This window comes from Thalassotalea sp. PLHSN55, assembly GCF_052030545.1.
GTDB lineage: Bacteria > Pseudomonadota > Gammaproteobacteria > Enterobacterales > Alteromonadaceae > CANMXU01.
Map to the genome: position 1 here is coordinate 404,377 of NZ_JBPDIH010000003.1, position 13,520 is coordinate 417,896.

A 13,520-nucleotide genomic window follows, 5' to 3' on the forward strand; every position below is an offset into this window, starting at 1 on the left:
TTACACTTTTCAACAAATTACCAGCCGAGATATCACACGACCTTTTGATTAAGGGTTATTTTTTGTGCAAAATTTATCAAGAACTTAACGGATTAAATTCTTCACATAATCACTTCTACAAGGATAAGGAATTAGTAGATGTACAAAAAAATTATAACTTTAACTACCCTCATAATGAGCGTAACGCTGTCATCTAACGCATTTGCAGCCAATAAAAAATTTGATTTTTGTTTTAACTGTAGTGACGCTCAGTTTAAAAGCAAAGCAAAAAATATGACGCCTCGACCTTTTTCACAAGCCAATGACGAAGAAGTTGAGGAAGTAGAACCTAGCAGACACTATATCTATTTAGCCGACCCAATTAATAATACCCGTCGCAAATACTATATTGAGGTAGATAATACTAAACGCATTAATACGCGAACCATTTCAACTATTGAAAAGAACATGTTTGATAGTGCAATAAACTATTATCATGTATCGAAACAAATTGATGAAGAGTTAAGATTTAGTCAACAAGATATTGCCGACTACGCTCAGCAAAAATCTATCCCTAAAACGGCTTATCAGTATAAATCTGGCTCCGCAAGTGACGGACAATGCAATGATGCATATCATTATGCCACAAGCACTGATTGTGAAGTTGTTATTAATGGTATTATTCTAGATAAGTATAACGATAGAGGCCTATGGGAAAAAATTACTGATGTTGTTGGTGCCGTAGATCTCACCTTTAATATTGCAAATGTTAGCTCTGCTACCATTAAAGGTAACGGCTTTAACAAACAAGCAGTTTTTGATTTTGAAAATGGCTCCCGGTTAGTTATTAATTTAGATATCTCGGGAGCTGCGCCTAGAATATCTTTAGATAAACTAGCCAGTTATACCGCTAGAGGACAATCATTCCAAACATTCGAACAAGTAGTCAAAGACTTAAACAGCAATAACTTAACCGCGGTTGATGCCGACATCATTGTCGATTACTACAGCGAGCGCGGCTATTCCTGCGTAGTCAATACATCCACTAAAGCTAGTTACCGATATAAAATATCAAAAGTCGACAATGATGGAGTTAAATACATTTATGTTGATGTTCATACTGATGTCAGCGATGAACACGATATTGAGTGTCGCGGAAATTAGTTGATAGCTGATGTCATAATACAGCTCAATATCACATAATATTGAGCTGTATTTTTAAATTCAATGAAGCAGATTTAAATCGCCTCAGCATATGCGCTAACAGCGGCAATTTGTTGTTGCAGTTGCTCAAGCATATCAGAATCAATTTCACCATTTTCATGGCTAATATGCTCTTTAAGTTGCTGACAAGTACTTATCAGGTCAGGTGCCGCCATCACTTTTGCCACTACCGTTAATTCTTGCAGCCATTTACTGATATCTTGCTGATGTTTTTCGACAACGGCAGTTTGCAGATTGTCAGCAAATTGCTCCAGCTCTTCCACATAAGTTGATAGCATAAAAGCTGCTATTTCCGCCGAGCCTTGGTTCATGGCATAAAGTTCAAGATCAAAACTGGCATCAAGGTCGATCGCTTCAACATCATCAATTAAAAATTCAGTAAACAATTCGCCATCAAGTTCAAAATCTTCGTCATCATAAAAAGATGATAGCTCCTGCTCACTCTTTGCTTGTTGTGTTGCTGATTGCACTGACACATTTTGAGCTGGTGCATGTTGAATGGGTAAATGTTGAGTAGCAACGCTTGGTGTCGGCACAGCTTGTTTAGCTGATGATTGGTCTATTGATTTATCTTTGGCAAACGTTAACCACGGCTTAAGTAAGCTAATAATATCGTTAACATTGTCGATAGCAGGAAATTGCGCTAGCTGCCAACGTTGTGCAATGGCAGATTCTTCCTCATTAATTAAGGTATGTTGTTGCTCATTAAGATTAAAAACACCTCGGTTAATACTTTGCCCAGTGGCGAGTTTAACTAAAGGCGATTGTTCAAATTCAGTGATCAGAATTAAGTAGCGTCCAGTTTGCCATTGCGTAATTGAGCTTTGCGCATCATTGGCTAAAGTCACTTGCAAACCTAACCATTGTAAAAGGCGAATTAGGGTTTGCTGACGCTCAGGGCTAGCAATTGCCAGTAAAACTTCACTGGGTGCCACGCTTGGGCGGAACGAGTCAAACGCGTCACGGGCAATTAAACAGTTATCGCGTTGCTCACCCTGCAATAGCGTATGAAGTTCAGCAATAAAATGGTCAGCACAAATCGGCATGTTGGCTTGACTAAATAAACCGTGACGCGAAAATGGCGCATGAAAAAATGGCTGCATCACCATTAATTTAGGTTGTTCAACTTTTGGTAAACTGTCGATATGTGCGCTTATCGCTTTGAAGTGACTCAAATATAAATCAGCAAGCAATACAATGGCGGCAAAAGGTTTGCTGTTTTCATTTTGCGTTGCGGCAACAAATTGTTCAAATTCGGTTAAACAACTCACCTCAGCACCAACGTCCACTAAAATATCGTTCAGTATCTGTTGGCTATGCGCTTCATTACCTAAAATTAAAATATTAGTTTGCTGCAAATTAACATCGGTTAACTCATCTGCAGCACCGTTTGAGCTTGCAGGTAAGCTTTGCACTGTGGCGACAGGCAAATCAATCGTTAAAAAGTAACCCGTTTCACTAACGTCAGTATGCACATTAGTGACATGCATGGCATTGAATAATGCCTGAATGTATTCACTAAAGCTTAAATTGCTGTCGTTATTATTTATGTTGGATTGCTTAGTAAAAGCCGTTAATAACTCAGGTGCTTGTTTGAGCGGTTTTTCAGTAACCACTTCTGCTTTTATCCGCACCGTTTGTTGACCACTATTTTTATCTGCAAGTTGGCAGTTTATTAACAACGTCGCGTTGAATTGCTCAAGCAAGAGGTTTTGACTAATACTGCTTAGCAACTCAACAAACAAGTCAGCATCTAAGCGCACATAGTGCGATATTTGCTGGTCGCAGTTTAACAACAATTTGTTTTTTTGACTGTTAGCGGTTTGCATGGCGTTAAACACCGCAACATGAAGTTTGTCGCGGAAATTAAAGTCGCTCAATTGCAAGGAATGTTCGGTAATTTTTAATCGGCTTAAGGTTTTATTTTGCTGATTTTTAGTCAGTAATTTCATTAAACGGCGGTGCACTTTTAGCGATGGGATCGCAGCGTCAACCAATACCGTTTGATTTTGCAATGAGGTAATAATAGCCGATTTTTCAACATGACTTGCTTGCTGATAATGCATATTAAAAAACACTTGTTCTTGTGTTTTTTTCTCTTGGCTTACCTGCGCAAGCTGCTGAGTAAGCTTAGTGGTTTGGCTGGTATTTTGCACCGTACCAAAATAGTGACCGTTTTGATGAGACACGGTAATAACTAAGCTTTTTTTCGCCCGCGAAGCAACACACACACTTTGCATTTCGCCACTACTTTTTGCTTTGTTAGCTGTCGCGATTAATAGCTTGAAGGTCTTTTTGTCAAACCAGGTTTGCCAACGTTGATTAACAGCGAGCTGCTTACGCTCTTTTTTGTTAAACAATAATGAAACCAATAACTGACGCTGCTGCTGATTTTGCGCATTCGACCAAAACGCGACTTTCCCTGTTTTGGCTAACAATTCATTTTCGATTTGACGCTGCGATAGCAACTGTTGGTAGTCGTTTTCACTATGCTCAGGTTTATGTATTTTATTCACCAGTTTGGCAATTTGACTATGCTCAAAACTGAGGAACTGCTTAAACTCTTTATCAGGCTCTGTTTGCAACTGTTTGCATAACATCACGCTGTCGTGACCATTGGCTTTTACTTTTCGGCGAATGCCGCTTAAGACAAGCAGCAAAATAACCGCAAACAAAGCGGCAACCGCCAAGAGCATTAACATTAACTGTTGTTGGTTAATCACCAAGTTATATTTTGCTAACCAAGCGATCAATAAATTTTCCGGCTCTGATAAGGTCGAAACACTAACCGTATTCGGTTGTGTTAACGCTCGGCTAATTTGTGATTGCTGGATAACTAATGCCGATAAATAAGGTTCTGCGATGCGTAAGTGACCACGCCATTTAGACAATGCTCGTTGTTCGGTAAACAATAATAAATCGAGCTGTAGAAATTGATTTTTCACCTCATCATTACTGATCAACGAGGCCTGTTCAAGTTGCTGATAAAGTGTATAAGCACTGGCTATTTGATGCGTCAACAATTCAAACTGCGCTAACGGCGTATGAATATTCAAGGCATTAAATTCTTGGTTAATCTCCATCAACAGATCATTTAACTGATGAAACTTGCCCAGTTCATTGGTTAACAGTGCGTAAGCGCGAGCTCTGTTGGCAGTAACTCTATCGTTGGCGCGATCATTGGCGATCTGCCCATAAAGCTGATTTTGTTTAACCTCTTTGTCGATAATTTCAATGCGAAATGCAGAAAGCAACGGCGCCAATTGTTCAAGGCCTTGCTCTTTCAACTTCAAATTTAACGCGCTATTACGCGCTAAACGACTTAAATTAACTTCAACACTGCCGGAAGGATAAAAATTTTCACGCGGCAAAACCACGCTCTTGTATTGACTGTAGCGTAGTTGTCGAAAGGCTTTATCAAGCTGCTGATGAAGTTGAGGAAATTGCTGCGCATTTTCTTCAGCAAAAATGGTGTCGATATTCGTTTGCGCGCTGCGCAATACACTCTGTAGTTGCTGCGTTTTTTCTATTTCGGGTAATTGTTGGTACTGTAAAAAGTAATTTTGCTTTTCTTGTAAGTACATTAACGCTGCAAGTGCGGCAACCACCATAAAAAAAGCAAAAAATGCCCAAATGAATGAACCCGTTATTTGACGGTGAAAAGGTTGCTCTGCGCGACTAACCATAAGATGAAACGTTCCCTGCGACTTTATTATTATTAGAGCGTGTTTTATGCAAACGAAATTTATACTAAAAAGACGACACGCTCTAGTTGTTAATCGACTATCTTACCGTAACTCGTATTAGATGTTACCAATAATTTTTGCATATAATTTATTCGCAGCTTGCAAGTTACCCTGTGCATTAAGCGCTTTCGCAAACGCAATTAAGTCAGCTTGGTCGTACTGTTCACCTTCAAGGTTACTCAAGGTACTGAATGCTTTTTCAGCCATCAACCATTCTTGACCAGCTACCGCTAAATGACCAAGCATGCTCAACCATTTTGCACTTTGACTATTTTGCTGTAAGTGTTTTTGCACGGCACTGATAAGACTGACCGGCTTACTTAGCGGCAAACTGCGCACGCGATGTAAAAATTGCTCACTGGCGTCTTTTTTCATCGGAGCGAGTAAAATATTGTTCAGTGGCTCAAGCATATTTTGCTCGGCCAATACTTGGCAATAAGCAAATAACACCGCTTCGCGTTGTTTGACTTTGCGCGGCAAACCTTGCCATTCGGCAGCTAGCGCCGTTTGGTCCTTTTCGCGGATCGTGGCGGCAAAGTGCTGATAAAAGGCGGTATCTTCCCAAGCAATTATTTGCGCTTCGCTAAATTCTTTCTTTTTACGCGCGCTATTTAAATATTCAATCGCTGACGGGTAGCGCGCTTCAATCAAACAAAGCTCGATTTCTAAGGCTAATAATCTTGCATCATGACCAATGTGTTTATGGTATTCATCAATTAGCGCACGAGCACCAGGGTATTTTTTTTGCGCCATTAATAACTTAATACGCACCAAGATACTGTCTAAACCTAACTCTTTCACCGCATGCTTATCATCAACAATTAAATTGAGATAATGCTGAATATTCGATGACAGGTTTTGCTTTTCGGCACTGGCGGCTGCCAACAAATAAGCGGTATTTTCACAAGGAGATAATTCGGCACTTTTTGCCAACAAATGCTCTGCTTGCTGATAGTCTTCTAACACATAACTGGCAATGCCTTTATTGAAATTTCGAAGCGCTCTACGACGACCGGCAAAGGTGATTTTATGCCAAGTACCAAAGCCTAAACGTAAACTGCCACGCAATACTTTCAATGAAAATAATAAGGCAATGAAGGCTAACACTAAGAAAACAACAGCTGCCCAAACCGTTGTTTCAACAGCACTTCCCCAGATAACAATTCGAATATAACCAGTATCTTGAATAATAAGAGGACTTAATGATATAAAAATCAAAAACAGGCATACGGCTACTATAATCTTCATAGTGCGCCCTCTTCTTCGCCGCTTAATGGCTCCGATGAAAAGCTTGGACTTTTAGCATTACGGCTCACATCTCTTAAGGCCTTTAATGAGGTTAAGTTACCTGAATAGTTAAAAGAAATATTTTTATCTTCCAACGCAACCACGCTTTCATTAAAACGCTGATTAATAGCTTCGTTCATGTCAAAGTAGTCGTTAAGCCACTGCTGAACATCTTTTAGCGCACTTAGATATAAATCACTTTTTTCATCAACCGCAGCCCATTGCGCCAGTTGCAGTTTTAATTTGATATTTTCACGCAGATTCTGATGACGCTGAGGTGTTAAAAGTGGCTCTACCTGCTCTACATTCTGATTCACTCGTACTGCAAAAGTAGACAAAAATTTATCTACCGATTTCGATAGATTCTCACGCCAATCACTTATGTCATCAGAAAGCTCAAGCTCTTGCTTTTTCCAACCATCAATCCCTTGATCTTTCAAAGATAAAACTAAACTGTCTACCTGACTCACCATCGCATTTAAACTTAATACGACTTCTTCAACATCTAATGTTGGAATCAACTTCAGTTGCTCAATATCTTGATGAATCAATTTTCTAACCGGTAATAAATCAGGGTTGTTGAGTTCACTTAAACGATTATCAGCATCTTGCAATAAGTTGATCGCTGCGCGGGTATCGTGTTCTAACCATAAGGTTCTACCAGCGATGCGCACTAAATATTCAGCTTCGTGCATCAACCAATCGGTTGGTTCATTTTGGCTTAATCGCGCTAAGCTATTTTCTAATTGCGCAATGCGTTGGCTACTTTGCGCTAATACTTGTTCTTTTTGCTCAGCAAGTTGCGCTGTCATTTGCTGTTGCTGGCTTGATAATAATCGCTCTAGTTGCTGTTGACTGGCCTGATTAATTTGCTGACTTTCATTTAACAGTGTCGCTTGAAAAGCTTGTTGCTGTTGTTGGTTCCAATAAAACAACCCTGCCACTGCCGCCAACGCGAGTAAGGCGATCAGTAATGCAACCACCGCGGTTTTAGATAACGATTGTTTAGCCGTTTTTTCTACGGTTTTATTGGCAGCGTGTGCCGTTGGTGTTGTTTTTGACATGGTTTCTTTTGTTCTAGGTTTAGGCGACGCAGTTTTTGGCGATTGTTCAGCAGAATTGTCAGGGGAATTTTTTGATTTTGCTGATGATGATTTATCTGTATCAGATGCGGTTGACGTTTTTTTTGCCGATGATGAGTTAGCGTCGCTAGCGGATTTTTCGGTAACCTTTTCATTGGTTTTATCGGCATGCGTATCAGTTGCCGTTAAGTTAATAGAAGCAGATAGCCCTTTCGTTTCAGGTTGCTGGTCTTCAACCTTGGCTGATTCTGTGACTTTGTCTGAAGGCTTTTTGTCGCTCATTATTAAATTCCATGTTGTCTGATAACGGCCATAATGGCTTCGTCATTAGCGCCGTGCGCATTGATCACGTGTTTTAATCCTAACGCTCTGGCTTTTTCTGCTATGCGTTCACTGGCAACTATCCATAAGCAGGTGTTTTGCCAATAGTTATCACGCAGCTCAATTAAGTTTACTATGCTTTCGAGCAAAGCGTTACTGGTGATAACGATTGTATTGATTTTTTTTTGTTGCCAAGTTTGTCCAAGATCTGGGGCAAATGTCAGCCAAATGCGTTGATACACTTCCAAATACTGCACATTGGCGCCACGCTCGGTTAATCGCTCAGCGATAAGTTCACGACCGCCATCACCACGGACAATAATCACATCTTGGTTATTGACGTTATCTAGCACAGGTAGTGCTAATAAACCTTCACTGGTATGTAGCGTCGGGCATATGGCATCTATCGACAAGGCTTTTAACGCTTTTTGTGTTGCGCTACCCACGGCAATAACGCTGCTCGCTTGCCATTGTTTAATGGTAAATAGTTGCTCGGCAAATTCTACCGCTGCCACACTAACAAAAATAACAATGGGGTTTTGGGTGTGCTCAACGCGTGTAATTAATGAAGATGATGATATGTTTTCTTGATAAGAAAAAAGCGGTTGATGCCAAGCTGCTATCTCCAAAGCTTGGCATTTTAATACTAAACCGCGCCCTGATTTTTCAGGACGTGTAATTAAAACATTCAGTTTATTAGTGGCCATAGTAGTTACGTTGAACTGGCATAAACCTCTTTTAAAATTGCATCAGCACCTTGCGACAATAACTCTTGTGCCAGTGCTTGACCTAAGGCTTCAGCGTTTTCAGCACTACCACGAGTTTCTGCGCGTAAAATGGTGCTACCGTCAACCGAACCAACTAAACCTTTAAGGAAAACCTGCCCGTCAGCTTCAATTTCAGCATAACTACCAATAGGTACCTGACAACCGCCTTCTAACGCGCGGTTCATGGCACGCTCTGCAAACACACGAACACGTGTTGTTTTACATTCAAGTGGCGCTAATAACGCATGTAATACTTCGTCATCAGTGCGACATTCAATACCGACAGCACCTTGACCATTAGCCGGTAACATAGTGCCCGCGTCAATATATTGGGCAATGCGCTCTGGCATTTCTAAGCGAATTAAACCGGCCGCTGCTAAAATAATTGCGTCGTATTCACCTTCATCTAATTTTCTTAAACGGGTATTTACGTTACCGCGCAAGTCACGAATATCTAAGTCTGGACGCAACTCTTTAATTTGACATTGACGACGTAAACTTGAGGTACCTACCACAGCACCTTGTGGTAACTGTTCAAAACTTTTAATGGTGTTTGAAACAAAAGCATCGCGCGGATCTTCACGTGGGCAAATGACTTGCAAACCTAGACCTTCTGGAAACTCTACCGGCACATCTTTCATTGAATGCACAGCAATATCAGCACGATTTTCTAACATCGCCACTTCAAGTTCTTTAACAAACAAGCCTTTGCCACCCACTTTCGCTAATGGCGTATCAAGAATAATATCGCCCTTAGTGGTCATTGGTACTAACTCAACATTAATCCCCGGGTGAAAATGCTCAAGTTGTGCTTTCACATATTCTGCTTGCCAAAGTGCCAATGCACTTTTTCGCGTTGCGATACGTACCGTTTGTGTTGCCATTAAAGTTTCCTAATTATTATGTATGTCACTGCTAAATACAGTGAAGTTATTCTGCCGCTAAGCTGATCTCAGTGTCAGCTTGTTTGCTGACTGCTGCAGATAAAAATGCCCAAAACTCGTCGCCACCGCGCTTATCAATCCACTGTGGTTCTTGATAGCTAAAATGGTGACCATTAAATTTAGTTGCCACCCAAATTTCATGCAGTGGTGCTTGTTTGTTTAAAATAATTTTTGTGCCGTTTTTAAAGGTTAGCGTTAATAGGCCGCTAACACCTTCATAATCGATATCGGTTCCGCAATCTTCAATCGCCTCTTCTACCGCTAATAACAGCTCATCGGCGAGTAAATTGTACTGACTATCGTTCATTTATTATCCTTATTGGGTCAATCACAAGAATTTAGCTATATATCACTTGTAATTGTTATATGCATCAGATTATAAAACGTCTATCATGGGAAAAAAATCGAATAAATCAAAATGACTAAACAAATTTCAATTATTTTCACCTGTTTTATCGTTTTAACTACCTTAGCAGGTTGTGGCGTGAAGAAGGATTTATATCAAACTCCTGAAACTGAGCCAAGTGAACAGGCCAAAAAAGTTGGCCAAAATAACCAAGAACAAATTCAAGACCAACAGGAAAAGCACTAGTGGATTTTTTTAATCGCAAAAACGGAACCTTATTTGCTGAAGACAACTCAGTGAGTGAACTTGCCAAAAATTATCAAACGCCATTATATATTTATTCTCGCGCAACCATTGAACGTCATTGGCATGCCTTTGATAATGCAGCCGGCGATCGCCCTCATTTAGTGTGTTACGCAGTGAAGGCCAATAGCAATATTGCGGTATTAAATGTAATGGCCCGTTTGGGTTCAGGTTTCGACATCGTTTCTCAGGGCGAGCTTGCTCGCGTTATTCAAGCCGGTGGCGATCCGAAGAAAACGGTTTTTTCAGGTGTTGGTAAAAAAGAAGACGAAATTGAGTTTGCCTTAAATCATGACATTTATTGCTTTAATGTTGAATCACCGTCTGAATTAGATCGCATTCAGAAAGTTGCCAAGCGCATGGGCAAAGTTGCACCGATTTCATTACGTGTTAATCCAGACGTTGATGCTGGCACACACCCGTATATTTCAACCGGTTTAAAAGAAAACAAGTTTGGCATTAGCATTGACGGCGCCAAAGACGTTTATTTATATGCCAAAAGCTTAGAAAACTTAGCCATTAAAGGGGTTGATTGTCATATCGGCTCTCAGCTGACCGAAGTTGCGCCATTTTTAGATGCACTTGATCGCGTATTAATGTTGGTTGATGAATTAAAATCGGTTGATATTGAATTATCACATATCGATGTTGGCGGCGGTTTAGGCGTATGTTATCAAGACGAAACGCCTCCGCATCCAAATGATTATGCTAAAGCCATTGCCGACCGTTTAGGCGATCGCGACATTAAGCTTATTTACGAGCCGGGCCGTGCGATTATGGCCAATGCGGGTATTTTAGTCACCGAAGTTGAGTTTTTAAAAACCAACGAAGATCGTCATTTTGCCATTGTTGATGCCGCCATGAACGACTTAATTCGTCCGTCATTATATCAAGCATGGCAAGCCATTATTCCGGTGACCGAGCGAAGCGATACTGACACTAAAAGCTACGATATTGTCGGCCCAATTTGTGAAACTGGCGACTTTTTAGGTAAGCAACGTGAATTAGCTATTGTCCCTGGCGACTTATTAGCAGTGCGTTCTGCTGGTGCTTACGGCTTTACCATGAGTTCAAACTATAATTCTCGCCCACGCGTAGCGGAAGTCATGGTTGATGGCGATACAAGCCACCTTATTAGAGCACGTGAAACCATTGAGCAATTATGGCAAGGTGAGCAATTAATACCGTAACTGCTGTATAAATAATATCAAGGTCACTGACCCTGAGGAAAAGATAAGAAAAAATGCTGGTTAATTTTTCAAAAATGCATGGTTTAGGGAACGACTTTTTTGTTCTCGACAATGTTACCCAAAATGTTTATTTATCAAATGAGCAAATTAAAAAGCTCGCTGATCGCAACTTTGGTGTTGGCTTCGACCAATTATTAGTGGTTGAGCCGCCTTACGATCCTGATCTTGATTTTCATTACCGTATCTATAACGCCGACGGCAGCGAAGTAAGCCAATGCGGCAATGGCGCTCGCTGTTTTGCCCGCTTTGTTCGCTTAAAAGGCTTAACCAATAAAAATAAAATTAAGGTATCAACCGCTTCAGGTAAAATGACCTTATACGTGGAGCGCGACGGTAATATTTCAGTCACTATGCCTGTACCGCAGTTTGACCCAGCAAAAATTCCTTTTAAGGCACAAAAAACTGAAGGTACCTACATCTTACGTAGCGAAGATGAAACCGTATTATGCGGCGCCGTTTCTATGGGTAATCCGCACTGTGTTTTAACGGTTGATTCAGTTGAAGAAGCGCCAGTTGAACGTTTAGGCCATGCATTATCGGTACACGAACGCTTCCCCAAAGATGCTAATGTCGGTTTTATGGAAGTGGTCGCACCCAACTTTATTAAACTACGCGTATACGAGCGAGGCGCTGCGGAAACCTTAGCCTGTGGCAGTGGCGCTTGTGCTGCGGTTGCCATTGGACAAATGCAGAAAAAATTGGCCAAGCAAGTGACGGTGGAACTACCGGGCGGCCAACTACGCATTTATTGGAAAGGTCCAGGCCACCCGGTAAAAATGTCAGGCCCAGCTGAACACGTATTTGACGGACAAATAAATATATGAGCGAAAGCAACTTGAATTCTATCGATGAACTGCCATTAAGCGACGAATTAATTGTCACTTATTTACAAGACAACCCTGAATTTTTTAATCGTAACCCTGAACTAGTTGCGTCATTGCGCATCAGCGATCAACAACGTGGCGTGGTGTCATTAGTTGAAAAACAGCAGCAACAATTACGTCAAAAAATTCATGGTTTAGAAGAAGAGATCACCCAGCTGCTTGCCATCGCTAATCACAATGAACAACTGTTTGGTTTATACAGCGACATTTATTTACGCTTGCTTGATTGTAAAAGTGCCGATGAACTACTGGAATGTCTGTTCAAAACCACCACCGAACTTTTATCGCTTGCCGATTTAAAAGTATGGTTGGTTGATAAAAAAGATTTTGAACATGCCAGTTTAAGCCAAGGAGATTGCGCTGGTGTAATGCAAAATCGCTTAGCCAATGAAGACTATTACTTTGGCCGTTTGCAACACAGCGAACAACAACTGATTTTCTCGCAAACCATCACAGGTTCTGTGGTATTAGTGAAATTATCCCACTATGACGAAACCATTGGTTTCTTGGCGATCAGCAGTGACGATGCCGAACATTTTGACCCGCGCATGGATACATTACTGTTAGGCCAATTTAAAAAGTTGGTCTCGAAACTTTTACTTCAGCATTTAAATTAAGAGCCCAATTAAATGCAGTGTTATCGCCGATTATCGCAGATCAAAGCATTAAGCTTTGATCTAGACGATACCCTTTATGCCAATCACCCTATCATGTTGGCCGCCTATGAAAAAATGGTGCAGTTTTTTAACCGTGAATTAGGCGGTAAGCAAAATTACGACTTTAGCTTTTGGTTTACATTTCGCAATCAAGCCATTATTAACAACCCTGAACTCAAACATGACGTCGCCGCTGCGCGCCAGCAAAGTTACTATTTAGGGTTACAACACTTAGGCTACAAACCCGAAGAGGCATTAGCGCTAGCTAACAAAGCGTTAGCGTATTTTGTCGAAGTACGAAGCGACTTTACCGTGCCTGCTGCTAGCCACCAATTATTAGCGGATTTGGCTGAAAAATTTCCCTTAGCAGCCATTAGCAATGGCAATGTTGATACCAAAGCCATTGGCATCGCCGATTATTTTTCCGTTATTTTCCATGCTGGTGATGGCTTAAAACAAAAACCTGATGCACATATGTTTGAACTAGCCGCACGCCAACTTCAGCTTGCGCCCGAGCATATTTTACATGTTGGCGATTGCGGTAAAGCCGATGTGCAAGGCGCAGTACTTGCTGGCTATCAAACCGCATGGTTACCACATCACGGTATAGGCAAGTCACTCGCTTTACTGCCAAATATTGAAATTAACGACATAACAGAATTACGTTGCCTGCTATAAACTAATCGCCTACTTCGTCTGCAAAGTGCTATGGTTAACGTTAGCTGCTGATA

12 protein-coding genes are annotated in these 13,520 nt (G+C 40.9%); 6 read left to right on the plus strand and 6 right to left on the minus strand.

Annotated features, from left to right (window positions below):
• The first annotated feature begins 273 nt into the window (after positions 1-273).
• Positions 274-1,143 carry a hypothetical protein gene (locus ACRRSQ_RS07580; protein WP_440875108.1) on the plus strand — a complete coding sequence of 290 codons (870 nt, stop codon included), beginning with the start codon at positions 274-276 and terminating at the stop codon, positions 1,141-1,143.
• A 74-nt stretch (positions 1,144-1,217) separates the two neighbouring features.
• Here ACRRSQ_RS07580 and ACRRSQ_RS07585 read toward each other — a convergent pair whose 3' ends face one another.
• The 6 genes from ACRRSQ_RS07585 to cyaY form a co-directional block, all read right to left on the minus strand.
• Positions 1,218-4,889 carry a hypothetical protein gene (locus tag ACRRSQ_RS07585; RefSeq protein ID WP_440875109.1) on the minus strand — a complete coding sequence of 1,224 codons (3,672 nt, stop codon included), beginning with the start codon at positions 4,887-4,889 and terminating at the stop codon, positions 1,218-1,220.
• A gap of 117 nt (positions 4,890-5,006) precedes the next feature.
• Complete coding sequence (locus tag ACRRSQ_RS07590; RefSeq protein WP_440875110.1) at positions 5,007-6,197, minus strand: heme biosynthesis HemY N-terminal domain-containing protein; 1,191 nt, start codon at positions 6,195-6,197, stop codon at positions 5,007-5,009.
• Positions 6,194-7,600 (minus strand): uroporphyrinogen-III C-methyltransferase, encoded by a 1,407-nt coding sequence (locus ACRRSQ_RS07595; protein WP_440875111.1) that lies wholly within the window; start codon positions 7,598-7,600, stop codon positions 6,194-6,196. The genes ACRRSQ_RS07590 and ACRRSQ_RS07595 overlap by 4 nt, the downstream gene beginning before the upstream one ends.
• Before the next feature lie 2 nt (positions 7,601-7,602).
• On the minus strand, positions 7,603-8,346 hold the full coding sequence (locus ACRRSQ_RS07600; RefSeq protein ID WP_440875112.1) for a uroporphyrinogen-III synthase: 744 nt from the start codon (positions 8,344-8,346) through the stop codon (positions 7,603-7,605).
• Positions 8,347-8,351: 5 nt separating this feature from the next.
• Positions 8,352-9,290, minus strand: coding sequence for a hydroxymethylbilane synthase (hemC, locus tag ACRRSQ_RS07605; RefSeq protein WP_440875113.1), 939 nt, complete (start codon positions 9,288-9,290; stop codon positions 8,352-8,354).
• A gap of 46 nt (positions 9,291-9,336) precedes the next feature.
• Positions 9,337-9,657: an iron donor protein CyaY gene (cyaY, locus tag ACRRSQ_RS07610; RefSeq protein ID WP_440875114.1), complete on the minus strand. Its 321-nt coding sequence runs from the start codon at positions 9,655-9,657 to the stop codon at positions 9,337-9,339.
• A gap of 111 nt (positions 9,658-9,768) precedes the next feature.
• Between cyaY and ACRRSQ_RS07615 the strand changes: the two genes are divergently transcribed.
• From ACRRSQ_RS07615 to ACRRSQ_RS07635, 5 genes are read left to right on the plus strand one after another with little or no spacing between them, the layout of a single operon-like run.
• Complete coding sequence (locus ACRRSQ_RS07615) at positions 9,769-9,942, plus strand: LptM family lipoprotein (RefSeq protein WP_440875115.1); 174 nt, start codon at positions 9,769-9,771, stop codon at positions 9,940-9,942.
• Positions 9,942-11,189: a diaminopimelate decarboxylase gene (gene lysA / locus ACRRSQ_RS07620; protein WP_440875116.1), complete on the plus strand. Its 1,248-nt coding sequence runs from the start codon at positions 9,942-9,944 to the stop codon at positions 11,187-11,189. Before ACRRSQ_RS07615 ends, lysA begins: the two co-directional genes overlap by 1 nt.
• Positions 11,190-11,242: 53 nt before the next feature.
• Positions 11,243-12,073, plus strand: a complete 831-nt coding sequence (dapF, locus tag ACRRSQ_RS07625) for a diaminopimelate epimerase (protein ID WP_440875117.1) — start codon at positions 11,243-11,245, stop codon at positions 12,071-12,073.
• Between the two features lie 11 nt (positions 12,074-12,084).
• Positions 12,085-12,750 (plus strand): DUF484 family protein, encoded by a 666-nt coding sequence (locus ACRRSQ_RS07630; protein WP_440875118.1) that lies wholly within the window; start codon positions 12,085-12,087, stop codon positions 12,748-12,750.
• A gap of 12 nt (positions 12,751-12,762) precedes the next feature.
• Positions 12,763-13,467 carry an HAD-IA family hydrolase gene (locus ACRRSQ_RS07635; protein ID WP_440875119.1) on the plus strand — a complete coding sequence of 235 codons (705 nt, stop codon included), beginning with the start codon at positions 12,763-12,765 and terminating at the stop codon, positions 13,465-13,467.
• Positions 13,468-13,520: the final 53 nt, after the last annotated feature.